24 protein-coding genes are annotated in these 25,336 nt (G+C 47.1%); 8 read left to right on the forward strand and 16 right to left on the reverse strand.

The window, feature by feature from the left end; translation table 11 throughout:
* Positions 1-80: 80 nt before the first annotated feature.
* The 15 genes from CUN67_RS24475 to CUN67_RS24545 all read right to left on the reverse strand — a co-directional run bounded on the left by CUN67_RS24475 (position 81) and on the right by CUN67_RS24545 (position 16,619).
* Positions 81-2,441, reverse strand: coding sequence for a hypothetical protein (locus CUN67_RS24475; RefSeq protein WP_208718081.1), 2,361 nt, complete (start codon positions 2,439-2,441; stop codon positions 81-83).
* 15 nt (positions 2,442-2,456) lie between these two features.
* Positions 2,457-4,094: a hypothetical protein gene (locus CUN67_RS24480; protein WP_208718082.1), complete on the reverse strand. Its 1,638-nt coding sequence runs from the start codon at positions 4,092-4,094 to the stop codon at positions 2,457-2,459.
* Positions 4,095-4,108: 14 nt separating this feature from the next.
* Positions 4,109-4,561, reverse strand: coding sequence for a tetratricopeptide repeat protein (locus CUN67_RS24485; RefSeq protein WP_208718083.1), 453 nt, complete (start codon positions 4,559-4,561; stop codon positions 4,109-4,111).
* Between the two features lie 10 nt (positions 4,562-4,571).
* Positions 4,572-6,368, reverse strand: coding sequence for a hypothetical protein (locus tag CUN67_RS24490; RefSeq protein WP_208718084.1), 1,797 nt, complete (start codon positions 6,366-6,368; stop codon positions 4,572-4,574).
* Between the two features lie 53 nt (positions 6,369-6,421).
* Positions 6,422-7,492: an EscU/YscU/HrcU family type III secretion system export apparatus switch protein gene (locus CUN67_RS24495; RefSeq protein ID WP_208718085.1), complete on the reverse strand. Its 1,071-nt coding sequence runs from the start codon at positions 7,490-7,492 to the stop codon at positions 6,422-6,424.
* The gene (gene sctT, locus CUN67_RS24500; RefSeq protein ID WP_208718086.1) at positions 7,489-8,256 is read right to left on the reverse strand and encodes a type III secretion system export apparatus subunit SctT; all 768 of its coding nucleotides are present in this window, start codon (positions 8,254-8,256) and stop codon (positions 7,489-7,491) included. Before sctT ends, CUN67_RS24495 begins: the two co-directional genes overlap by 4 nt.
* Positions 8,257-8,268: 12 nt before the next feature.
* Positions 8,269-8,526 (reverse strand): type III secretion system export apparatus subunit SctS, encoded by a 258-nt coding sequence (sctS, locus tag CUN67_RS24505; protein ID WP_208718087.1) that lies wholly within the window; start codon positions 8,524-8,526, stop codon positions 8,269-8,271.
* Positions 8,523-9,185, reverse strand: coding sequence for an EscR/YscR/HrcR family type III secretion system export apparatus protein (locus CUN67_RS24510; protein WP_208718088.1), 663 nt, complete (start codon positions 9,183-9,185; stop codon positions 8,523-8,525). Before CUN67_RS24510 ends, sctS begins: the two co-directional genes overlap by 4 nt.
* A 4-nt stretch (positions 9,186-9,189) precedes the next feature.
* Positions 9,190-10,161 (reverse strand): FliM/FliN family flagellar motor switch protein, encoded by a 972-nt coding sequence (locus tag CUN67_RS24515; protein ID WP_208718089.1) that lies wholly within the window; start codon positions 10,159-10,161, stop codon positions 9,190-9,192.
* Positions 10,151-11,146, reverse strand: a complete 996-nt coding sequence (locus CUN67_RS24520; protein ID WP_208718090.1) for a hypothetical protein — start codon at positions 11,144-11,146, stop codon at positions 10,151-10,153. The genes CUN67_RS24515 and CUN67_RS24520 overlap by 11 nt, the downstream gene beginning before the upstream one ends.
* A 46-nt stretch (positions 11,147-11,192) precedes the next feature.
* On the reverse strand, positions 11,193-13,265 hold the full coding sequence (locus CUN67_RS24525) for an EscV/YscV/HrcV family type III secretion system export apparatus protein (protein ID WP_208718091.1): 2,073 nt from the start codon (positions 13,263-13,265) through the stop codon (positions 11,193-11,195).
* Positions 13,255-13,578 (reverse strand): hypothetical protein, encoded by a 324-nt coding sequence (locus CUN67_RS24530; protein ID WP_208718092.1) that lies wholly within the window; start codon positions 13,576-13,578, stop codon positions 13,255-13,257. The genes CUN67_RS24525 and CUN67_RS24530 overlap by 11 nt, the downstream gene beginning before the upstream one ends.
* On the reverse strand, positions 13,562-14,641 hold the full coding sequence (locus tag CUN67_RS24535; protein WP_208718093.1) for an HrpJ domain-containing protein: 1,080 nt from the start codon (positions 14,639-14,641) through the stop codon (positions 13,562-13,564). The genes CUN67_RS24530 and CUN67_RS24535 overlap by 17 nt, the downstream gene beginning before the upstream one ends.
* On the reverse strand, positions 14,638-16,182 hold the full coding sequence (gene sctC / locus CUN67_RS24540; protein ID WP_208718094.1) for a type III secretion system outer membrane ring subunit SctC: 1,545 nt from the start codon (positions 16,180-16,182) through the stop codon (positions 14,638-14,640). Before sctC ends, CUN67_RS24535 begins: the two co-directional genes overlap by 4 nt.
* A 122-nt stretch (positions 16,183-16,304) precedes the next feature.
* A complete protein-coding gene (locus CUN67_RS24545; RefSeq protein WP_208718095.1) occupies positions 16,305-16,619 on the reverse strand; it encodes a hypothetical protein in 315 nt (104 codons plus the stop codon).
* 251 nt (positions 16,620-16,870) lie between these two features.
* On the opposite strand from CUN67_RS24545, the gene CUN67_RS24550 reads away from it, so the two are divergent.
* From CUN67_RS24550 to CUN67_RS24585, 8 genes are all read left to right on the forward strand, one after another.
* Entirely contained in the window at positions 16,871-17,914 is a 1,044-nt protein-coding gene (locus CUN67_RS24550; protein ID WP_208718096.1) for a PrgH/EprH family type III secretion apparatus protein, read from the forward strand.
* 12 nt (positions 17,915-17,926) lie between these two features.
* Positions 17,927-18,199, forward strand: coding sequence for a hypothetical protein (locus CUN67_RS24555; protein ID WP_208718097.1), 273 nt, complete (start codon positions 17,927-17,929; stop codon positions 18,197-18,199).
* Positions 18,200-18,322: 123 nt separating this feature from the next.
* Positions 18,323-18,595 carry a hypothetical protein gene (locus tag CUN67_RS24560; protein WP_208718098.1) on the forward strand — a complete coding sequence of 91 codons (273 nt, stop codon included), beginning with the start codon at positions 18,323-18,325 and terminating at the stop codon, positions 18,593-18,595.
* 1 nt (position 18,596) lies between these two features.
* Complete coding sequence (locus CUN67_RS24565) at positions 18,597-18,884, forward strand: hypothetical protein (RefSeq protein WP_208718099.1); 288 nt, start codon at positions 18,597-18,599, stop codon at positions 18,882-18,884.
* Positions 18,884-19,627 carry a type III secretion system inner membrane ring lipoprotein SctJ gene (gene sctJ, locus CUN67_RS24570; RefSeq protein WP_208718100.1) on the forward strand — a complete coding sequence of 248 codons (744 nt, stop codon included), beginning with the start codon at positions 18,884-18,886 and terminating at the stop codon, positions 19,625-19,627. Before CUN67_RS24565 ends, sctJ begins: the two co-directional genes overlap by 1 nt.
* On the forward strand, positions 19,608-20,174 hold the full coding sequence (locus CUN67_RS24575; RefSeq protein WP_208718101.1) for a hypothetical protein: 567 nt from the start codon (positions 19,608-19,610) through the stop codon (positions 20,172-20,174). Before sctJ ends, CUN67_RS24575 begins: the two co-directional genes overlap by 20 nt.
* The gene (locus CUN67_RS24580; protein ID WP_208718102.1) at positions 20,167-20,781 is read left to right on the forward strand and encodes a hypothetical protein; all 615 of its coding nucleotides are present in this window, start codon (positions 20,167-20,169) and stop codon (positions 20,779-20,781) included. Before CUN67_RS24575 ends, CUN67_RS24580 begins: the two co-directional genes overlap by 8 nt.
* A 171-nt stretch (positions 20,782-20,952) precedes the next feature.
* Entirely contained in the window at positions 20,953-22,197 is a 1,245-nt protein-coding gene (locus CUN67_RS24585) for an MASE1 domain-containing protein (RefSeq protein WP_208718103.1), read from the forward strand.
* Here CUN67_RS24585 and CUN67_RS24590 read toward each other — a convergent pair.
* Positions 22,194-25,121, reverse strand: a complete 2,928-nt coding sequence (locus tag CUN67_RS24590) for a hypothetical protein (RefSeq protein WP_208718104.1) — start codon at positions 25,119-25,121, stop codon at positions 22,194-22,196. The two genes, CUN67_RS24585 and CUN67_RS24590, sit on opposite strands and share 4 nt — an antisense overlap.
* Between the last annotated feature and the right edge of the window lie 215 nt (positions 25,122-25,336).

Here is a 25,336-nt window from a genome sequence, read left to right on the forward strand (position 1 = left end):
ATGAACATTCAGGGTCATAAAAAGAAGACATGCGCCACAGAAAGTGGCGCATAAATATAATAAAAGGACAAAGAAACTGACTACAAATTACGAATTGCTGCCTGGTTGATCCTCTGATCACTCTTCAGGAAGTTATTTACGGCTTCATTAAGTATATTTTCAATATTAATCACTTGCTCCTGTGCCTTAGCGGAGTTTGTAACATCATCACTGTTCAGGTCTCGATCCGCTTCTTTCATTTTCTTCTGAACCTGGGCCTGGGTAATAGCAAACTGCAAGGCTGATCGTGTCGTTTCTGCGCTAAAAGTACTGAACGCCATGCCCATCATATTGCTGATCATGTTTGAATACTGGAAAAGCCGTTGTGCTTTATCAGAATGGAAGCGTTGCTTATCCGTATAGAACTGTTCACGTTCTTTCAACCAACCTCCAAGTTTATCTTTTGCTACTGCCAAGCCTTTATTGTAAACGCTGACAAATTCAATTTTCGCCTCCACATATTGCTTGAGGGTATCCTTAAGTGCCTCGTGAGATGTTACATCACCTTTTTTAGCCAGCACCAATTGATCCTGATATTGCTTCCTGAGCAGTTCAGTTTTATCGCGTTGGATTTTGATATCTAAAGCTGCCTGATTTATGTCATTTTTAAGTTGCTCGGGGACGGGTTCATTAGCACGTTTGAGTTTCTTCATACCAAGTAAAATATCATCAAAACTCTGTTCGCCTGCATCAATATGCGACTTTATTTCATCAACGCGTATCCCCGAGGCATCAAGTTTACTTTGATACTCTGCATGTTCACGGAAATTATTCGGAACAATAATATTGCTTAGCACAAGGTTTCCAGCTTTATATAACGCCCTGCTATCTATGGCTTTATTATCCAGCGCCCTGGCAAAAGTCGCCTTTTTGCTACCATCATCTCTGATATGCAGACCACTGAACTCTTTGTACTCCCTGTCCATGCCACCCGGATATAATTTATTAAGTTCGCTGAATTTTTGTACTTCAGCCTGATACGCTTTGGCAACTTTCGACTGCTCAGGTAAAGCTGGGGCAGCAGGTACATTACCCGGTTCAATATCTGTCTGGGTACCAACAGAGTTAACCTTTTTATCAGACTGATATAGCCTCGCCCTTTTGGCTGGAATTGTTTCGGTATCGGAGGTTTCAGCCAGTGGTCTTCGTCGCGAATTACCCGGAACGCTTAGTGCTTCATTATGATCATGAGAGCTTGTGCCAGGCCTATTTTCCGTAGCATCTGTGGTACCTGATTTCTTAGTTCCAGAGTTTTTACCTTGTCGCTTGAGGGCAAACCCTGACGCTTTCATCTCTTCAATTGCTTTTCCACGTACAATGAGTAAATCTCTAAAACCTTTCAGATCGAAATTACCATCAATTTGAACTGTTCCAGTACCTTCACAATTAGCACTCCCACCCGTTGCGTTGATAAGCCGCTTAGGTTGACCCGCATTAATCACCTCATTAGCGGGTTCAGGCGTTGGTAATGTTTCGGGGGCAGGAGTTGGTTTTACTATCGGAGCCACAGTTGGCGCGGGTAAAGGTTCCAGTGAAGGTTCTGCTATTGGAGCCGGTGGCGTTTTTGGTGTCAGGGACGCTGATGTTGGCTTCAATAAACTATCCTGGATATTCTTCAATGGCCCAGGGTTTTTATTTTTTGGTGGTGTAGTCATATAGTTGCATTTTGTCGTATCGCCAACTTGTTTCATCAGGTCTGTTTTGTCCTGAAATTCGTTGGCCTTTTTACTATTTGCGCTTGCCCTGCATGACAAGTACAGACTCACCCCTACGGCTGTCGTTACCGTCAAAAGTGCAGCCATGGGAGCTAAGCGCATCTGTCTTGCAAGGCTATCCCCTTCTTTAATAATTTGTGCCTGTTCCATCTCGTTAATCTGGCGCTTAAGTTGAAGGAACGTTGATCTGAACTTGAGGAATACAATTCGCAGGTTGCCCTCCTCATTAAAGAGTTCCATCAGTAATTTAATGAGGTCAGAAACTGTATTATATAAGCGTGTCAAAGGCTGACCGGAAGTCAGTTTGTCATCTGCTAATTTCTCCTCATCAAAAAAAAGGCGGGTAAGTGCATCAGCATCCTGGCAACCTGCGATAGCTTTTACACTGTCCTCACCTAATTTGTTTTGAAGAGTAAGTTGAGCCTGAAACAGATTTACCGTTTTCAATGCAGAAACTAACGGTGCTAATTCTGTCATATCCTGTTGAGTGAACTGTAATTTGTCCGGCGTTTTCAACCAGGGTATCGCCAAATCAAGTTTATTATCAGATAAGGTTTCATTCACCTCAATACTACTGATCGTCCTGAGATCTAACCATTCTGTTTTTTTGGTGATGGGTTGTGTTGCTGAAAAGAGTTGAGGTGCAACAAATGAGAACCGTGCATGGTTCAATAATTCCGTAGCCATATATCAGATTCCTTATTAGTGAGCAGCATTATTTAGCATCATTGCTCTGTCACGCTTAATAACTTTATTCAACATGTCACTGACCAGCTCGACGAGTTGTCCTGATGTTTCCGTAACGCGTTGTAATGCGTTAGGCGTGTCCTTCATCATATCGTCAATCAACTCTTTCAAAATATCAGCAGCTTTCAATTCCTTTTTGTTATCAGAGAGGTCTTCCTGCGTCTGCGCCATTGGGAAGGAATAACCAAACGCAGTACTCTTATCTGCAATTGGCATTAGAGTCGTTGCTCCTTGCATCAAGGTCTTATTCTTATCAAGGAATTTCATGAAACCGGACATCTTATCAGGGCTCATTTTTAAGATCAGATTCTTCAGCCAGGGCAGCTTATCTTTTATAGTATTTATCATGCTCTGACATCCCTGTGTATTAGTCAGTTTTCCGAGTCCTTTTGTCACCAGAATTGAGGCAACGATAACGACAATCGCCGCCAGGGCATTAGCCACGTATTCTACCCACTCTCCATCCGCCCCCATCGCCTTCATGGCTTCAGAAAATCCTTTGCCAATATATTCAGTCAGCTTACCCATCAGGCTAAAACCAACCGTTTCTTCAAGCACAATTTCCACCACAGTAAACGCCAGTGTTACCAGCATCGCACCCAACCCGAGCGTCAACACAGAGAATATGGCCCCCACAACTGCCATCAAGGCACGCATAACCCATTTGAAGATTGTGCCTCTGCTTTCCGCCGCTGCCTGCTGCTGCCGCGCTTTATCTACCAGAGCGCGGTTTTCCTGCAACCTGCGGGTCATAACTTCCGTCCAGTAGTCTCGGGTTATGCTGATGTGCTTGCTATCGTTCTCGGTGGTTATCGCTCCTCCCTCTTGCTGAACTCGCCGCAAGGCAAAAAACAATTCCGCGAAAACACGGTCACTATTGCTGGGAGGTGCAGCCAGTTGCGGCTTTTCAGTCGTATCTGTAAACGCAGCAGGTGGCGTGGTGCGTGTAAGGCTCGTCGGATTATTTAGAAGAGTGGTAATGGCTGCATCCTGGGCCTGAGCATGTTTTGCCTGCCAGGCACTATCTAATCCTGAAACTAAGGTTTCCAACTCTTCAACAAACTGCTGCAAAGCGACACTGTCAGTGGGCTGTTCGGTGGGTGTTCCCGCTGCCGGATTTTGCACTGACTGAGGCACAGCAGTAGTCTGCCGTAACAACGCTTTTTTCATAAAGGGCATCAGAACTGGTGACATACTGGTATCAACCGCTCTGCCGTCAGTTTCATCCAGCAGTTGCTCCACGGTAAGTAGCTGTGAAAGCTGTTGTTGTAATGACACACCGAGGCGTGAAGTGGCGCCGCCAGATTGGGAAAGGGTGAACAAAGCATTCTTTATCCGAAGTTTGATATCATCTAACTGCTCTGAAAGCATTTCTCGCTCTGCTGGCCGTTCATTGAACTTTACTCCCTGTACCTGTACCCGGGTGATAAAGGTTGCTACCTCCTGGCTAAGCATGTCGAGGTCGTTAGCCTGAGGCACGTTCTCGGTGCGTGTCTCTGTGTTTGGCTGCTGCGACTTTTTAGGCTTATCCACTGGTGAGTCATAATATTGAAATAGAAAAGGGCTGCGTTGCCCCACGACATTTGTCGTCATATTGGATCTCCTGTTTAATGACTTTCTTCTGGGGGATTGTCCATCGCGTTGAGATAACCCTGCGCGATGAGTTTTAACTGGGGATCACCATGCGCATTGCAGACTATGTCAAAACATTCTCGCGCCCTGGACTTTTTCTTAATCATTAAATAACAATATCCGGCTTGCAATATAGGGCGGGAATCATTTTCAACCAGCACGGATGCCGCCATATAAAACTCAATAGCGCGTCGATATTTTTTCTTTAGTTGATAAATTGCAGCCACACCAATCAGATAATCTTTATTCAGTGGTCTTAGCATGCATAGATAGTTAAACAAGGAAAGCGATTCATCTAATTTAGATTGCTGATATAGATTCCAGGCACAAGTGTACAGACTATCAAGCATATTCTGGCCGACATTTATCCCGGACAGGCCATTATTATCCGCTTTCCCATCCGCTGGATGGGCCGAAGTATCTTCCATCTTTATTCCTTTACCTGATCATTTTAACCAAATCAGCAAGCAGACTTTCTGCTGTCTTGATTAAATTACTTAATGCCTCTTTCGTATCGTTGAAGAGTGTTTTCGCGGAGTCGGTTTTAGTGTTGACTTTTTTAACTACAGTATCAAATTGAGTTTGAGCCTGAGATAAAGCATTATTAAATTGCGTTAACTGCTCAGGGGTAACCACATATTTATCCCCCATATTATCAAATTTATTAAAGCAGCTACTTATCGCATCCTTAAGCATCTTTACAATGTCGTCGCCCAGATTAAGCAGCGTTACAGTACCCACCATCTCAGTATAGCTTATTCCGGTACCTTCCAGCAGATTAGCCAGGTCGGTTTCACTTATGCCACCTAATATTATGGCCATCTGATTTTTCATGGCCGAAATATCATCCAGCACAGCTAACATCTCTTTAACTTTAGTTACTTCGAATTGATGTTTGCTATCACTTTGATTGACACCATCTGAACTTTTCAGGACCTCAGCATATTTCTTATTAAATTCATTAATCTTGCTCTGCCATGCTGTAATTAATGCAATCACAGATTTATAAAAGGTAACGTTACCTTTATCTATCGTATCAAAACCCGGCAACATACTTTGCAGCCAACCGCTCAGCGTACTGTCATCTTTAACGGGCTTGTCTGCCAAAGGATATTTATTATTTAGAAAATCAATGTATTTTTTATAATCGCCATTCTTTACAAAGTAATTTATCCAGGTTAAAGCCTCTTTTGCTTCTCTCAACATATCGGTTACAAACGGACCGTCAATAGCACGTTTTAATCTTGCCAATGTTGTTTGTATGTTTAAGAGACTAAAATTTTTTATTGCAATCTGACCATTTCCAAGCATCTCATATGAGATTCCAGAATTGGATAATAGTTTATCCATCTGTTCTTTACTCAATCCATCTGGGATTTTCAATATAATGCCATCAGATGTAAAATTAGTATCTTTTAAGTAGTTCTCAACTTTCTTACAAAGCATATTGAGTCGATCTAATAACTCCTGGAGGGATGTGGTAGAATCAAGCTTTGATATCTCTTCCAGTTCTTTCCTGACATTCTCCAAAGCAGCAATTTCTGCCATCATCATCGATAACTCATGCCAGAATTGCTCCTCTGGCGTCATCTTGTCCTGCCCGATTGTGGTGATATCATCTGCAGATGACTCAGTGTTATAAGTTTCAACATCATTCTGTTTGGTCGGCGTAGCGCGTGACATTACATTATTTTCAGTTTTATCTGTCGCATTGCTATCATCAAGATCACTATTCGATAGTGATTTTTCCTGCGTCAGGTATGCCGTTGCAATATTTTTTTGTTTCAGCGGAAAATTTTTCACTGCCGCGGTAAGTGAAAGCATATTACCAGGTTGAATAATATCCCCCTCAGCATGCATCAGAAAATTTTCCGCCTTAAGCAATGATACTGACAACATGTTTACATCTTTCTGCTGCTGAAGGACTAAAGCATCTGCTGATTGATAATAATCCAGTTTATTATTCAACAACAAACTATTTAATTTAAACTTCAGCCCCGTACATTGTTCAAGCATTATCTCGCAAAGTGAGGGTTGTTCATTTATTTTTTTCCTTTGCTGCTGCAATTTCCCTATAAATGAAGTAATTTCCTCACCGATCGCTTTAAGCTTTTTTTGGAATAAAATTTCTGCCCCATCGTTCTGCTGACTATCCGAACGTTCTTTTCGCTCTTCCTCTTCATGTAAAGATATATGTTGAGGGAAGAAAATATATTGCCTACTGATATCTGTCATAGCACCGTCTCATTTGTCACATTGATATTCACTGCCATTACTCCTGCAGCGGTCTATTTTTTCTCATGAACCTCGTCATCGATAGAAATATATTGATTTTCAACTTCCTCTAACCATCGTAATGCCGTTAGTAATGCATCAAACCATTTCCAGTGCAGGAACGTATAAGGTTTTACCGTTTTATACATCTCTCTGACTAACTTCTTATCCCGGTATATCGGTTTCCCAATTTCACTGGCATACTTCAAAACAGCCTGTGCTGCGGCTCCACTTTGAACCAGTGAAACAAATGGATAGGGCGATAAAGATAGGTTAAAATAAATGCCAATTGCTATATGAGTAGGGTTAGCCAGCAGAACCTGCGAATCACGGACATTCTTCTTAATATCTTCATTTAATATTTCCTGATGCAGTTCACGGCGTTTGCTTTTTATTTCCGGCTTACCATTTTGTTCAGTATGTTCCTTTTTGACCTCCTGGCGGGTCATCATCAGCTCTTTGATGTAATGGAAATACTCCAGCAGGAAGTCAAGAATAGCAATCAGACCGCAGGTAATTAAAACCGCTAACAACGTTGAAAGGAAAACTCTTTCACATAAAGCAATGACGGACTTCAGACTTGTGGCGTTAACCCCAGTCAGTAAAGAGTGGATTACCTCGTGATAACCCAGCCAACTCACGCATCCTACTGCAGCCACATACAGCAAAGACTTCAGCGTATTAAGTAACGTGCGCACTGAAAAAATTCGTTTAAAACCCGCAACAGGATCCATACGTTTGAAGTCGATCTTCAGCGCCTGTGTAGCGATGACGAAGCGACTCTGCAACAATGATGGAACGATTGATGACACCAGAGTCACCACGAGCAACACCAGCGTTGGTTGCACCAATACCATCATTAAGGTACGGAGCCATGCATGACTGTTAATACTATTAACGGTGGGTAATGTGGTAAGCAGGAAGTGCAGGGTTTCATCTAACCCATTAAAGAAATAAAATAAATAACTCATCACTACAACCAAATTGATGGTGGTGGTGATATCTTTACTTTTCAGTACCTGCCCACGCTTTGCCGCATCACGCTTTTTTTTCAGTGTGGGGAGTTCAGTTTTGCTTTGGTTCATGGGAGAAGGAAATAATATTCAAGTGGCATAATGCCATCAATAATCTGCTGAAAGGTCGTTGCAAAAACCGGGTTATAAAACAGTAACAAAACGGAAAAAGCGATAAGGCTTTTTAATGATAAGGCCAACATAAATGGGTTGAGCTGTGGAGTATAGCGATACAATACGGCCAGCAGAATGTCGGTAAGAAATAAAGTAATCAATACGGGTGAAACCAGGATAATTCCCTTAACGATAGCGAGGTCCAGTAACGCAATGAAACTTGCAATCCTGATCATCGAGAAATCAACAGGTTCACCCGGAGGGAATAGCGCATAACTTTCCAGCAGTAAATTGCAAAGATGAATGAAACCATTCCCCGCGACAAACACCACGCAACAATAGAAATTAAACCAGCTGGACAATGTGGACGAATCGACGCCACTATTCGGATCAAAAGTACTACTGATGGTTGCACCACGCTGATTGTCAACAAACTGACCGGCCACATTAGCAACCCAAAAGGGGAGTCCCACAGGGAAAGCAATCAGCAGGCCAAGCGCCACCTCCGTTACCGCCGTACGTATCAAATGATGGGCAATGTCCGGTAATGCAGGTTGGATATGAGGAATAAACGCCAGACCCAGCATAACAATCAGGCAGTTTTTTATCATGCTATGCGTCAACCAGTGGCCCTGAAACAACGGAATGACTAAAAACATGGGCAGTACACGCAGATAAAATACGGCCAATGCGTAGAGCCATTCCAGCGGCATAACAGACATCAGGGGCTCCCGCTAACGCTGACTAATTAATGTAAATAACTCATTGGCATAATTCATTATTACCTGCGACATCCAGCCGGAAAGCTGAAACAGACACACGGAAACGGCAATCAACTTAATGCCGAATGACAACGTTTGCTCCTGAATCTGTGTAACGGTCTGGATAACAGCAACGATAAGCCCTACCATTGTTGCGACAATAACTGGCCATGCTGAAAGCACCAGTATCAGCCAGATGGCTTTATTACTGACGTAACTGATTTCCGTCATGACATCTCCAGGTATTTGGTCAATGTGCCTTTCACAACTTTCGCCCAGCCATCGACTGCCACGAATAGCACTAGTTTGATCGGTAGAGAAATCGTGACTGGACTCATCATCATCATGCCAAGTGCCAGCAAAATGTTGGACACTAAAATGTCGATTACGATAAAAGGAAGGTAAATGTAGAAACCGATTTCAAAAGCATCTTTAATTTCCGTTAAAGCATACGCTGGCAATAACGCGAATATTGAAGGTTCCGGTTGTTCATAAGCAGAACCCGTCGCAGGGGCTGCTTCTTTATCCCGCTTTTGCCAGATGTTAGTGAAATACGTCGTCAGGGCTGGATCAGCAAACCGGGTCAGATAATCGCGATAACTTTTCGTCCCCTCATTCATCAATCCCTGTAATGAGGCAGCATCACTGTAACTAACAGGGTTGTTATCTACCCATGTTATGACCGGCTTCACCACCGGTACCATGACAAACAGGGTCAGGATCAGTGCCAGACCATTAAGCGTCAGGTTACTGGGAATCTGCTGAATCCCCAAAGCATTGCGCACCAGCGCGAATACGATGCTGAATTTAATAAAGCAGGTACCCCCAGCGATCAGAAAAGGCAGCGTAGCGGCCAGTGAAAGCGTTAATATGAGCGCCGCATCGTTCATAGTTTTACTGCGATTCCTCTGGACGGAAAAAGATGTGATCCAGAATGACGCCAAGCTGCCCGTCAATTTCGACCAACTCACCTTTCGCCACAGTCTGATTACCCAGCAAAAGTCTTGTCCCTTTCAGACCTCCGCTAGCGAGAGGAACAAAATCACCTGCCTGTAACTCCACCGCCTGAGCCAATGGCATCGCAGCTTTACCCAGCGAGACCTCCAGCATCAATTCCACATCCTTCAAGGCAAACTCAGCCAGCGTGTCTTGCGGTTTTTCTTCCGCATGGTGCTGTTGTTCATCAGCAAACATCCATTCATCATCATTATCCAGACGTTCCAAAATGATCCCTCTTTTATCAAACTGCCATTGCCCAATTTTGTTTCCCGACAACGTCAGATACTGTTGTTGCCGGGTAATCATCACCAAATCACCTTTTCCTAGTCCGCGCAGCTGGCTGAGCGTCAGAGATGACCATCCCACCCGGCATTGCAGTGGTAGCCACCACCAGGGATATCCGCCCCTGGCCTGTCGTGTTGTCGGGCCGGGAAGAGCGATTTCCGGATTGTCATCCATACATAAAGCAGCCGGGCCGAGACTGGTGGGTAGGCCATAGCACCAGTTAACCAGCGTTTCTGGTGCCCCCTCTGCTTTGGTTGCCAGGGTTATTTGTGCCAGCGACCAGGTACAGCCGGACAGTTCAAATTCCGCTTTTTCGAGATGCTGCTTAACCAACGCCTGTCTAAGATGGCAGTCCATCAATAACGTGTCTGGCGGCGATGCAGGAGAAAAAATGTGCTGAGCCATGGTGTGGGCGGACAGAAAAAGACGCAGTGGCCTCACTTCCTCAGATCTATGTAACAACAAGATGTCTCCGTCACCTTGTGGCCAGCTTCCCCGGGAACATTTTTGTTTATACATCAGATGCCAGTGGGTGAGGCTCATGACTGGCACGCGGGGAGGTAATCGCTGCTTATTCTTCACGATCTTTCCACAGGTTGTTTTCCGTTTTCCCTTTCTGATCGTTTCCTGAGAGGGACAGATAATAAGGTCGGGATTGCTTCGCACCGTGCAGTAACCAGCCTGGATCATAATTAGATAATGCCGCTTGCCCCACCAGCATTTCACTCACACGTACGTTACTGCTGGCAGGGGCTATCGCCTGTTCTGTCAGTTGCAGTTTCACCACAGCCTGGTCAGTGATGGGATAGTGCAGTTCAATCTTGTCTGCCTGGAGGTCAATATTGATGCTTTTGGTCATTATCGCTGGAGAAAAATCGGATTCAGCATGACGTTGCAGCACTGTGTGAATTGGCTTCGTTTCTGTAGTAAAGGTGGCCTGTTTCTGATTTTCGATGACAGGCAGCGTCTGGTTATGTTCTGCTAAAATGACCCGCGGTGTTGGCGTTATAATTTCAGGAAATTTTTCTGATTTTTCATTCTGAGATTTGCGTTCAGTGTGAGACGTTATATTTGCAGTGATGGATGCTGGCGACTGGACTGACGTTGCTGTCATGGGCGGCACTGACGACATCAACCATCCATTATTGACATGCTTTGTTTGTGGGGCAGAATAACCTGAAGTTGAATCGTCGGCAGTGGAAACACCCTGCGTAGCCATTTTGATCACTTCAGTCTTGTTTTCCGCCTTTGCACCTGCTTTGTTCACGACAACAGCTGAGTCAGACGCGCCGTCGATAGCCTGCTTAAAAGCGACACCTTCCCTTACGGTTAATTGCATCAACACACGGGATAAAGGAATATTTTCCTGTTGTTGTTTCGCCTGCAATGGCTGAGCCAAACCGATAATTTCATCTCGTGCTTTATAGCGTTTTTTTAATCTGCCCACTTCGTCTTCATTTTTTTGGGTCAATCGTTCAGCAAGGCATTGTGCTAAGTCATCAGTTTCACTGGCGCAGGCTACCGCACCCGAATTATTCATCAGGTCAGAGACAGAATTATTTGACACATATTTCTCCTTTCACCCTGGGCATCACACCATTAACAATTCACATTTAAACCGTGGCTAAGATTTGCAACTGGCTGTGATCAGAAATCTCCTGCCACGACAGTACATCGAGATCGGTAAACTTATTTTCCAACAGCTTCTTCACAAAACGACGTATATCCATGCTGCACATAATGACCAACTCATCAGCGGCAAAAGCGGTCTCAGCAATGGCACTTGAAAACAGCGAAAAAATCTCCTCCATTTGTCCCGGTTCCATGTTGAATGAAGTGCCCGAACCACTGGTTTTGATGTTTCGTCGGATTTCTTCTTCCACTCCCTGAGTCATCATTACGCAACGAATGAGACCCCGATGCTGATATTTGTTTGAGATGTAACGGGCGAGACGGCCACGTACCAACTCAGTCAGAGCCAGGTTGTCTTTTTCCTTTCCCGCATGCTGTGCAATGGTTTCGAGAATTATCTTATTATTCCTGAGTGAGATTCCTTCACTGATTAAACGTTGAAAAATTTCTGAAATTCTCTGAACAGTGGCATTTCTATAGACTTCTTTCATGAGTTCAGGAGCTTTGCTGTCTATTTTGTCCAGCATTTCTTTGGTGTCCTGAATGCCGAAATACTCGTTCACTAACCGACTCAATCCACGCGACATTAAGCGATATATCTCTTCCCGGGAGTTTCGCGTCTGGATATTCAGTTGTGCTAACTGACTGGCGTGTTCTTCGTGGCACCAGAATTGCGGGGGAGTACGCTCCAGACGAGTGGCTGGAATTTCCAGCGACTCCAGTAACGGAAGCTGTTCGATAGATAAAATACGGTGCTGACCCTGCAGTACCTGTACATGATCGACATCGATCTCGTGAATCAATAACTTTACAGTTCCTTCAACCACACCCTCTTTCGCCAGCAATTCGGTGCGCGGTAATGGAATGCCAAATTCAAGGAAAAATGCCTGACGGAACCATGCCATATGTTCCGGTTGATTTAGCCACTGGTAAGTTTGTTGTGCCATCACCAGCATGACGGGAATGGTTTCCGGAAACAGCTGCCCTTCGGCCTGTTCTTCAGTTTTTTCCTGGGCTTCTTTTTCTGCCTTTATCTCCTCATCGGTGCGCATCAGTCCGGCCCGTTGCAGACCGGTGACCAGCTGTGATTTGAATTTACCGTCACGCTTTATCAGCATGATCAGGCCCAGCATCGCAGCCAGTGACCCAAAAACAACCAATGGGAAGCCGGGAAGCAAACCGACGATAAAAATCATCACGCAGGCTCCACCCATGACAAAAGTGTTGCTGAACAATTGCAGGACAATGCTCGCACCGAGGTTTTTGTTATCGTCATTGACACGAGTAACGACAAAACCCGCTCCGATAGAGATCAATAACGCTGGGATTTGCGCAACCAGGCCATCACCGATGGTCAGCATGGTGTAAATATCCAGCGCCTCGGAAAAACTTAAACCATACGAGTGCTGGGCAATCAAAATTCCACCGACGAAGTTAACCAGGATAATCAATAAACCAGCAATAGCGTCTCCTTTAACGAAACGCATCGCGCCATCCATAGAACCAAACAGCTGGCTTTCCTGCTCCAGACGCTTACGCTTGGCGGTCGCTTGCTCGGAAGTCAGCGTGTTAGCTTTAAGATCACCATCAATACTCATCTGCTTACCGGGCATACCATCCAGTGAGAAACGCGCACAAACCTCTGCCACACGCTCCGAACCTTTGGTAATAACGATAAATTGCACGATAGTAACGATAAAAAAGATCACCACGCCGACGGCTAAACTCCCGCCAATGACGAACTGCCCAAAGGTTGAAACCACTTCTCCAGCGTAACCATCCAGCAGGATCAATCGGCTGGTACTGATAGAAAGCGCCAGACGAAATAAGGTGCTGATTAATAAAACTGCCGGAAAAGTAGAAAACTGAATGAGGTCATTGACATACAGTGAACTCAGGAAGATGAGTAACGCCAGCGCAATATTCAGGCCTATCAGGAAATCAATAAGCCGCGGCGGTAAAGGAATGATCAACATTGCAATGACCATACCAATCAACGTGACAATGGCGAGTTCTGGTTTGATGAACGTAGAGAAGCCGAGTTTATTCAGCACGGGGCCACTCCTTGAGCCGTGTAGTGACCTCATGGAGGTCATTGAGAATGTGGCTTGTCAGTTCCACATAATAGCGATGCAAATAGCATTGCTCGCGCAGAAGCAGCAGTAAGTAATTGGGGAAATCACGCTCAACCAGGCCCAGTAAAGAGAATGAAAAAGGAACGTCTGTCAGCTTTACCAACACCTCCCAGCCGAGATTCCGCCTGTGGATATCAACGGTAATGCCGCCAATATCCAGCCGCATCGCGGCACCAGGGTCCAGCTCGTGCCATGACCCAATCAATCCATTTTCATCAGCATCCCACATCATGTTGCCCTGTATCCTGTCCCTGCCAACGTTCACTCAGTTCCTGAACCACCTTTGCGTCAAGCCGTGCACGATCACTCTGTTCTTTGAAGAACAGGTCCGGGAGTTCCACCAGCACCTTGCGCAACTCACGCAGAAAACGCACCTGATGCGCAAAATCAGCCAGTGATTCGTGGTCACGTAACTTAATCCATTGAGGTAAAAAGACGACCGGCTCCACCAGGATGGTACGGAGAAAGTGAGCAACCGAGCCAGCCAGAGGGGAATCAGGCTGTTCTGCGCCCGGTTGCCCAATCGGGCACAACCCACAGATACGCTGAACCAGGGTCGTAAATCTTGTCATCGCCGAGATTTTATTCAATAACATGCTCAGGCGGTCCGGCTGGGTGCTGGGGCGCAACGCATTAATATCGTGGCGTAATGCGCGAGTTATGTAGTGGAAAAGCGTCCCCAGGCTGTCTGGTTCGACTTCCTCCGTCATCGCCCAGAAAAATCCATCCTCATCTTCGATATCCCAGGCTAACCACACCCGATACCAGCGCCTCAACTGACGTGAGGTGAAATTCGTCATGCGGGCATACTGTTGCGTCAGGGCATTTGTATTCACCCCTGCCCACATCGCCTGCCGCTCAGCTTCATCGGACTCAGCTTCCAGTAAATCCATGGTTTCCTGTAGCAACAAGCGATCCAGCTTCCAGTAGCTGTAGTTTTTGATCATCGCCTGTAAAACTAACCAGATATCCGTTATGTCGCTAAAGCGTTGGCGTAGCATGAGTAAGAGATCACTGGCGCGCGTCACCGGAAGTACTTCCTGGACCAGTGAAGAAGCATTTCCTTCAATATCCAGCTCCACCTTAGAATTCATTTCCTGTGGTGCTGTTTTATGCGCTGCCAGCAATTTCAATAGCGGCATTTGCATGCTCAAATCATCGCTCATACCTACCAGTTCGAAATAATTCGGATAGATGGACTCCACGACAATTTTATCCCGGGCGATCTCACGGCCTTCGGGACGCTCATTGGTAACCGGATTGGGTCCGGGCATATTTTGAATCGGAGTACTCATGGCAGACTCCGTGAAGTTTCCTGACGTGTACGCTTCAACCATTCATCCAGACGGGTAACGGAGCTGTCAGGTTCATTCAGCACGCGGGGTTCAATAAGGAATAGCCTGACCACATTGGTACGGCGGGGTATTTCATAGCGAAACAGGCTGCCTAGCAGCGGAATGCGGCTCAACAACGGGATACTATTTTGATCTTCGGTGCGCTCACTACGGGTATAACCCCCAATTAGCAGGCTGTCTCCCGAGGGCACTCGTGCTACGGTCTCAATGCGTGTCTGGCTGGTGATCTGATTTGTCGAGTTAGCAGGCGCATCACTGCTGCCATCTTCAACCGTTAACTGCATCTCTACCTTAGGTGGCTGACCTGCCGACGTGATAATTCGGGGTGTCACGGAAATCAACGTGCCGTAAGTGATGGTTTTCAGATCAACAAATCGTTCCGCTTCCAGCTTGATATAAAAGGAATGATTATTATCAAAATACGCCGTGACGTTATCCTGCGTCAGCACCATCGGTCGCGAAATGATGCGCGCTTTGGATTGTTCAGTTAACGCATGTATCCGCGCGAGGATCGAGGTGGTTTGCACCAGGGTTTGTGCACTTTCGACTGGATTGATCTGGCCGATGAGGCCACCACGTGTGAAGCTCCCGGACCAGTCAATCCCCAGCTGTTGCACTTCACTCTCTTTGACATCAATGATTTGCAGGCTGAGCTGAACTTGCTGGCGCGGATTGTCCAGTTGCTGAATCAGAAAGCGGGCATCGCGTATTTGTGCCGGGTCACCACGTAAAATGATGCTGTTGGTGTCGCTATCGCCCAGAACCCAGAGTTGCTGGCCTGTAGATTGCGGAGAATCCAGCGCCAGCGATTCCCCTTCTGTCGCGGGAGGAAGCGTGTCGTCAACCACTGGCGGGGGCAATACTGCCCTATCCCCTTGTCTGGCATCACGTGGAATGGCCAGAGTTAACCTGTCAGCACCCTGCCATAGCGCGCGCAAGGTATCAATCAAACCGGGCTCGGTGATTTTTTCACCTCGGAGGGTCAGCTGACGGGCAAAAATGGGTCGATAACGAACGCTGACTACGGCGACTGAAGCATTCGCACCCGTATGCTCCACCTGTGCCAGTTGCTGTTGCTTATCCAGTAGTGCGGCGGTCTGGGTCACTAATTGTACGTACTTAGGTGGTCCGGATAGATAAAAAGAGTGCGCATCCGGACGGGCTTTTAAAGGATACTGTTCATCATAAAGCCCTGCCTCACGCAGCGCGCGCACGAGCGCGTCGACGCTGAGTTGCTCAAGTCGTATCAGCGAACTGGCCAATTCATCCTGGCGATAAACATAGATAGCCTGGCCATCAAAATACCAAATCAACCCCATATCACGACTGAAGTCCTTCAATGCCTCTTTGGGATCTGTCAGATCAAACTGACCGGAAATTTCCAGTTTTTTACTGGCAGGACTGAGTATGATCGGGCGTTCCATTAATGCCGACAGCGCCTGGAAATAGACTGTGGCAGGTTGTTTTTGCAACGTCAGCACTGCCGGTTCCTTTGCAGACACGGCGAAACAAGTAAATAAAAGGCATAAACTGACGGAGTAAATAAAAATCCTCGTCAGAGAGAGACTGATAACTCCAGTCATTTGTTGTCGCGACACGTTTATCACCCGGCGTCCTCTTCTTCAATTATGAATTGCCCTTCTGTTTCCTGTACCAACCATTGCAATAACGTCAGACATTCATCGCCCGATTCATCAGGGTCTGGAATATCGAACGTTACACGACAAGTGTTTTCATCCGGGAGAATATTAACCCTAATAGTAACGCGTTCACGTAATATCAAAATCACGGCAGACAACAAACTATAGTGATAAGGAAAAAAAACATCCGCAGTCAATCTGGCATATAATTGCATCCAGCCCTTCCAGACTATTTCATAACTCGCCACCGAATAGCGCTTAATATTACCGATTAGCATCCAATAAAACCATGCCACAATGATTGATAATCTTCTGAAAAGAATGATTTAAATCTGATAAATTCTCTCACCAACATATGAACGAAAGAGTGCATTCAATTAAAATACAATGACTTGAAAGAAAAACGATGGCGAGAAGAGACTTTATCTCCCTTTTTTATGGTTTTCTTAATCTGCATATCCCAATAAAATAAGAAAATTCCTCTTACACTTCCACGTTGTGGGTACGTATTGCTAACTTTGGGTTTATCATGTTTTCACTAAAAATCTTAAATGGTCCATTGAGTGGTTTTGACATGATGTTAAACAGTGGATTATGGCATCTGTACATTTACAACCAAAATAATGAACCAGAGCAAATTCGAGTTGCCAATAACGTAAAGGTCGCGAGCGATAATGTTATTTTCATCCCTGTTTATGGGGATGAGAATACAAGACATATGCAATTGCAACTGGGTGAAAGCGTACAGGAATGTCGTTATGGCTGGCAGGACGAGCCAGCATCATTTCAAACTCTCACACCACAACAAAAAACTGACTTTGGCGGGTTAAGTTTTGCACTGAAAACCCAGCATGAACACTGGGAGATAATGAATGACAGCATAGCACTTCCTGTCCTACAACCAGCAGAACCGTCAGACGCTCCCCTTATACGTCCTTGCAGAAGGTTCCCATGGCGAGTTGCTTTTCTGCTGTGCGGGCTGATGATACTGGTTGTTACCACCGCATATCATTATTTCGTCGCTCCCACATCTGAGGCTGCACCCCAGGTTGCCACAAGCTTTCGATTAACTCAGGAGGTGCGGGGGCAGATGGAAAAACGCCTGTCTGAGGCGGGTATTCTGTGGCTCTCCCTGAGCCAAAATGAGCAACACAAACTGGTGCTACGCCTGCTGACCGATGGACAGCAGGATGGTGTAAAGCGCGCAACCCAGTTGTTTCAGCACAATTTTCCCGAGGCTGGCACAGTAGTCATCCACTCACATACGTTGCAGGAAATGCAGCGGGAGCTCCAGTTGCTGTTTGCCCAGACCGGAATTCAGTATTACCAGGAAACCACTGCGGAAGGGATTTATGTGGCCGTGCGACAAGCGCTCACCCCAGAAGCACTCGACTTTCTTAATCAGCGATTAATGGGTTTCTATCAACGCTGGGGACAGCAGCGTGTTCATGTTTCCATCCAGTTACCTGATACCAGCACCGCACCACGGGCCGTCTTGCAACGTGGTCAGGACGACCTGATCTGGGATCGGAAAAATCACATCTTCCGTCCTGTAATGAAGCAAACCCTGTAAGGATTATTGCTAATGGCAGAAATTACTAATAGCGAAGTGACAAAAGATAACCCGCTAAGTGGTTCTTTTACCGACCTTTATAAGGCATTTGAACAAAAGATTGCGGATTATCACGATGCGCTGGAAACAGCAACTTCCGCCTGGGAAGGTGCCGCCACTGACCCTAAACTCACGCTGGCCATGCAGGCTGCACAGGGTGATCTGGGCAACATGACCCGTGGGCTGGGCAGCCTGATCAGTGCCCTGGTTGCACTACAAAGCGAAGCAACCCAGAAAATTAAATAATATTACGCAAATTCAACGAGTTTCCCCACCACAGGTAAAACAAGGCTGGGGTAATCAGGTTCGGTGTCGGAAAAGTTTTCTCTTCCCTCCCAAACTGAGTAGTCCATGAAAGGAGCAATATTGATGGCAAATATTATTACGAAAGCTGCAACAACTGACGAACCGCTAAGTGGCTCTTTTACCGACCTTTATGATGTATTTAAAGACAAAGTCGAGAAATATCATAAAGCATTAGAAAAAGCGACTTCCGACTGGGAAGGCGCCGCCACTGACCCCAAACTCACCCTAGCCATGCAGGCCGCACAGGGTGACCTTGGCAACCTTACGCGTGGCCTGGGTAGTCTGATCAGTGCCCTGGTTGCACTGCAAAGCGAAGCAACGCAGAAGATTAAATAATATGGCGCAAATTCAACTTCTCACCCTGCCAGAGGTGGCAGGGCAATTTAATGATATCGCGGTCTCACTGGATGAAAGAATGATGGCCGCCATGAGCCAGCTGATCACTGATAACCAACATTTACGCGCATCCGGCATCGAGGCAATGAATAAAGCAGTAGTCACCAATTCCCCCGGTGAGATGCTGAAATCGCTCTCTTTGCTGGGCGACCACAAAATCCATACAGAGACGTTACTGGCCTTCGCGCGTGAAGTGAACCGAGGGATTGAGACGCTGGTTAAAGCCTGATGAAATTGTTAACTACGGGAAAGAAATGCCTGTTCATACTGCTTATGCTGCTGCTTACTGCCTGCCAGGATGAGGTATTAACCGGGCTAAGTGAACGGCAGGCGAACGAAGTGATCGCCCTGCTGGAGCGTTACCACATCCCTGCCACCAAAAGCCATGGTGAAAAAAAGCAGTTCAATGTGCGGGTAGACCAGAAGAACATGAAGCAGGCAATTTCGCTGATTGCCGACTATCGTCTCCCTTCACAGGATGATGTTGAAATCGATCGTTTTTTCCCGACAGATGCCCTGGTTGCTTCGCCCAGGGCAGAAAAAGCGCGCTTGATCTCAGCTATCGAACAAAAACTACAACAATCACTGCTCCGGCTGGACGAAGCGGTAGAGGTACGAGTACACATCAGTTATCCGCTGGAAGATGAGAGCCGTCTGGCCAATCCTCCGGATAAGCGTATCTCCGTACTGATGCTGCATCGTCCACTGGATGATGCCACTATTTTTGCTAATAAAATCCGCCTGTTTATTCTCAACAGCTTTCCTGATGTAAAGCTGGAAAACATTACCGTAGTGTTATTTGCGAAACAGGAACCGCAGCCCTATTCGGCCACCATTCAGCCTGCTGATCCGTCCGTCAGAGGTCCCTTGATTATGGCAAGTAGTGGCTTACTGCTGGCGACTCTATTGCTGATTTTCATTGGCGTGCGGCTTTACAAACGGAGAACGTCAGATGCAAGCCGAAAATCATAAACGCTTATGCCAGCTTGGAGATATCAGCAGTTGGCTGCATCCGTTACGACGGATGGTGGATTATGACTCTCTGAATAAAGCGCAGCAAAACAGGCTACTGTGCGTGCAATACCACATCTTGTTGCCGTCGCTGGAAGAAATAGCCGCCCCCCCCACCAGCGAATTTGTGAATTGCTGGTCGAAACTACCCCGGCTATGTCTGATGGCCGGGAGCCTCGGCTTGATGGGTTCGATACATGCTCAGCGTTTGCAGCCGTTGTATCATCCTGCAGATCTTGCTTTTGTCACCACCCTGTCACAACAGTGTTTTCCGGTTGCCTCCTGTAATGCAGAAAACGACCTTAATGAAGGCCTACTGTGTGACCGTGGCTGGCTGGCAATATGTCAGGCATTCAATCTTTCGTCTGCACTGCAGCGAGCTGGACGGCTGGCATTACCACCATCCCCCACTTGTTGCTCAATACCATTGGCAACTTCATTGCGTGTTTGCCTTGCCCTGAACAAGATCCGCCACTATCTGCAGGAGGCTCCCGGACAACATGAATAATATCAATCCATTTAACAACTATGCCGTTACTGCAGCGACTGACCCCTCTACCCACTCTCTGGATGCCATGATGCAGCAACGCTTGCAATCACAACCCAGTGCCAGTGTATTTGCGGATTCTGAAGATACAGCCGCACAGGAAGCGATGGCGAAGAAAAAGTTCTTACAACGCTATATTCAGGCAATTGAAGGTGGCAAATTTATCCTGATATATGACAACGATGAAGAGAAAAAAAATAAACAGTTTGCCGCAGACCTTGAACTTCTCTATTCGCTGATGCTACCCGCTAAAGAAGATGAACTTGATGCACCCACAATGGCAGAGATGGAGAACTGGTTGATCGCATTATTCGACCCTGATGATGATAAGGCCGGAGATAAGCAAGCCATCGACCACACACCCACCAATGACGAAAAGAATTTTTTAATGCTGGCATATAATAATTTCAGAATGATATATAAAAAACACTATGAGAATATGATCGATAAGATCAAAGAAGAAATGATTAAACCTTTAAGTGTCAGTTGGGATCAACCTTACTCTGAACCAGAGTGGCCATCAGGCACCGGAGAATATACGCCTACAGCACATCTCAGCAGTTCCTGATACGCTCAACGGGATAGTGATCTTCCTTAGCAGGAAGCGGTCACATCGCTATCCTGTTCCAGGTAGGTAGAATGCCGCACCTTTCCTGCAAAATTTAATGGTCGATGGAGAAAAAATTTACTGGGATGATATATCCTGAAAGGATTCGGACGATAGCCACGACCATACAGGATGGAGGACATTTCAATTAAAAAGACGCTCCTCTACTGGGCAGGCTTTGCAACACTTTACACCCTGCTTGCTCTGTTTAGTTTTCAAAACCGTGACCCCTGGAGTTTTTCCTCAACAGTATGGTTCCCGGCTGGATTACTGCTGGCTGCGCTGTGGCTGTCTGCACGAAGGGACTGGCCATTATGGCTGATCACTGCGGGCCTGTTACATGCGTTGTGCGGGGTCTACACCGGACGTCCGCCATTACTGGCAGGGATCTTTGCCGCCTTTGATGTCGTGGTGTTCCCACTCTGCGTCATGCTGTTACGGATGTTGCCGCCGTTAACGCGGACATCCACCAGCTTTCAGCCGGTTGTAACAACGCTGTACCAGGTAGCGATCATTGCTTTATGCCTGACTCTCGGCAGCATCTTACTAAGCTGTTGTTTATTGCTGGCTGGCTATGCCGTGGCCCCCCAGCATTTCATCTCCTGGACACTTGCCGCACTGACCGCCGCGTTGTCTATTCTGCATTATCTGCAAAGTGAAAGCGGCAATATGCCTGCAACCCGCAGTCGTGGGTACAGCTATATGGTTATCGCCATCAATCTGGGAATGATGTTCACATTTTCAGTAACCGATACGGGCCCCTGGATGGGACTGAATCCGCTGTGGGTACAACTTAGCGTTCTGTTGTTAAGTGTTTTTGTTCTTTCCGCCCGTCAGGCAGGGCTATTGCTGATACTGCAATACATCATTATGACCACTGCCATTTCGTTCGCTCTTTCTCCGCAGGCCACCATTCTGGCCGCCTGGCAGACCCAGTGGTATTTGATTTTTTCGGCAATCCTCACTGGCTGTCTGAGCCAGTTCGTGACCAGTCACCACCGATTGCTTTGCACCACGCAGAGCGAGCAGGAAGTGATTGTGCAACTCGCCGGTAGTGCCACCTGTCTGATGTTCTACCTCAACCTGCCGGAAGGAGAGATAGAGTGGCGCGGATCACCCTCGGTATTTTTTCCCAACGAGGCACTTTCAGTCAGTACGCTGGTGTTGCTAAACGCCCATTGTTCCCCCCCTTTTATTGCTGACGTTCAGCGGTGGTATCAACGCGCCGAAAGTGCACAATTTCGCCAGCAAATAACGGTGCAGCGACTCACCGGTGAGCAAATTCACTGCCTGCTTTTTCTGCAACGTATTTCCGGACAGACTCATCTGGCTGGTGGCATCATATTGCTGTCCGCCGACACAGCACAGATTAGTTAATCGCGTATATTTCTTAGCACGGTGTTGACAACACTTTCGCCGCTGCGAATACATTTGATGCCGCCCAGGGAAAACAATGAGGTTTCTGCTTCGCGAAGCTTGATAAAATAGATCGTTTTCGCCGTGCGGACACTGCTGGCAGGCGGGGTGAGACGGGTAATCGCTTCAATTCTGAAAATTGTCGCAGGTCGGAACAAATATTCACTCTCAATGTTAGCCTGCGTGGTATAGCGTTTTAAAAAGGGTTTAGCACTACTGGAGGTGATGTGGTAAATCACGATCCCTCCCTCCCTGTGAGCATCAAATAAGTATCCTCTGGCCAGAATAACATTCGCCAATCGTCCCTGCGCTGATGCAGACATAAAAGTTGGGGCATTGGTGACCAGATCGCCGGGTTGAAATTTGTGCAAATTGATATCCGGCAGCTCGACTACCCGCAGCAGGGATTGCTCCTCCATGACGGGTAATTTCCTGAGAGCCTGATCCAGTATTTTTGCCGCCGTTTTCATTTCTTCTGTCGGCTGAAGGCTATAAAGCGCATCGTTGAGTTTGAAATTCAGCCCAGGCCTGCCGCTTATTTGCCGGGATAAATAATAATCAGGCTGCGTATCTATCCAGCTCCAGCGCCTTAAGGCGTTCATTTCCTCTTCCGATAACGCGCTGCAGGCTTGCTTGTACGATTTTTTATAGTTGCCGGACATCACCACACCTTGCCACGCCGAGGGGTGGTGATAAATGCTGAGCACCAAATCCTGCCACTCCCTGCCGTCAAGATGCGGCATGATACCTAAAGCAGCAAAGCAGGCCTTATGGGGCGAGCGAATGCAGCGGGATAACTTTTTAAGCCGCTGTATTTTACGCATCCCTTTCAGGAACAAAAAAAGATCAACCGGTGGCAGGAGAAAACCCGCAATCTCACGGCCGGTAACGGCAGCGATTTTGCGTAATGCCGGTTGTAACGCTTTTAACACCGCCTGCTGTAGCAACTTACCGGTGAGGCCCGCAGCACGCCCGAGTCGCAGTGCAAGCATGCCGGCACGGATGCCGCTGACACTCAGTTTCACCAATGGGATCCCCAGCGAGATCAATGTCAGAAACAGGTCAAAGCAGTCCAGCGCCAGCTCACCGAAGGAAGGCCGATATTCAGGATCGTGCCAGGAACGGATGATGGGTTTCAGAAAGGGAATAAAGGAGAGACCTTTTTCCAGCCAGGATTCATCAAGATAAGCCTCACGTAACGCATCGACCATTTGCCCGATTGCCCGGCGTTGCAGCTTAATCAGTGCGTCCACCAACGTTTCACCTGCCATCGTCAAATCATAACGCGCCAGCATCATGTCTTTGTCGGGAATAAAATCTGCACCCGCTGGCCACAATGCCGTCAACAAACTTTGCGTATCAAGCGACAGGATATATTGATCATTGCGCAGCCGAAGAATCGCCGGGAGATCTTCGCCCGCGATCAGCTGGCTGATATCCGCAATGACAAACACCCCTCCCCAGGTACTGGCTGCGTAATATTTCCCTGAATCACCCTGCGCGATATAGATTATGCCACCACGGTAAAACCTTTCTGTTCTCGCACCGGTCTGCGGCAATGACTCGGGTTGCGAATATACCGGCCGAACCGCAAACAACGACGCGAAGCGGCACTCCAGATCAAGCTGGCTGATACCGTTATAAACCGCCTGCTGGGCCACCATCGCCGTGGCATCGTCGCCAGCATGATGCGCCAGATAATGATTAAACTGCGCATAATAGGCATGCAGATCATTTAACTTATCCCGGCGTATCAATGGTGGAGCTGGCTTGCGCAGCGTGGTGCGAAACTGATTTTGATAAAAGCGAATCACTCTGGCAGGGTTAAAAATCTGATTACGCTTAACATGCAAAAATAAAAACTGCTGTTCGCTGTCAGCCGCGGTGATATCCAGGTCCAGTTGCAAAACCTGTGCGACGAAATAACAGAGAATCGCTTCATAACGGGTAAACGCAGCCGCTTGCCTGGCGACATAATCCGGCGCTTCAGGATCCAGCAATCGGGTAGCCAGCGCGAAACATTGCGCATCGGTTAATGAAGAATCGTTGTCTGTCGCCGGGTATAGCCTGGCAGCCTGCAAACGCATCTGCGTTAACGTCAGGTATCTGGTGGGCGGATGTGCCTGCAGATGCGCAAACAGGGTTTGTATCACTGGCAGCCAAAGCTGGTAATCCACCAGCTGCGCTCTGATCCAGTCACGTTTCAGCGCATCGATTGTGTCGTCGGCCCAACGGCTATAAAGGGATTTGATCTGGACAAAACCGGGGGGGTGTCGCGCTGCGGTGAAAAATGCCTGCCATTGCTGTTGTTCAAGCTGGAGCATCTCCTCAATTTGCCCGGCAGATAAGACGGGCTGCACAGCAGGCGTATGATTGCCATGATGATTGAAAGATATTTTCGACGTCGACTGCCAGCCCGGAGGGACAATCTGTCGTTCCAGCAGCACTTTTTCCCGCAGCGATAGCGTTTTGGGCGGTGCGGGAGTGGTCTCATTAGCGGTGGGCAAATCCTCATCCCACAATTTTCTGTGGTTATGTTTTTCATCCCGCGCTTTGCTGCGTGCTCTGGCCCCAGACGGTTCAAACTGGCGATTTTTGCCGGGTTTGCCCCCTGCGCGGTCAGTCACAGTCACGGTGTCGCCAGGTGATGACAGGGTGGTTTTTTTATGTACCTGCACGCGCTGAGTTATCTGCGGTGATAACCATTTGAACTTTGCGCTTTGCAGCACACGCGGGCGAGAACGCTGCAGACGATGAATGACCATTGGGTGCGGGATGCTTCGGAGCTGGCTTTTCATTACCGGCTGAATAAAACGGGTTGAGTGGTTTCCTGCCCGCATTGCCAGACTGGTACCCGGCGTAAAGGGTGCCAGTTGTGACCTCATGCTGGTGACGCCCGGCAGGATTAGCGTGATTAATCCGCTACTGGCAAGAAATAGCGGCCTGATGGCAGCGTAGCGCCTGCGCCGTAACTTATTAGAAAACAATGAATTGCAGTTATTATTTAACGCCGTCAGGGGGATGTTGCAGTGTCTGATCGTCACCTGCATTTTCTTACTTACCCTGTCTCGCTTCTGCAAACTAAAATGAGAAACCCGCT

It is taken from the genome of Pantoea cypripedii (assembly GCF_011395035.1).
In the GTDB taxonomy this organism is placed as follows: domain Bacteria; phylum Pseudomonadota; class Gammaproteobacteria; order Enterobacterales; family Enterobacteriaceae; genus Pantoea; species Pantoea cypripedii_A.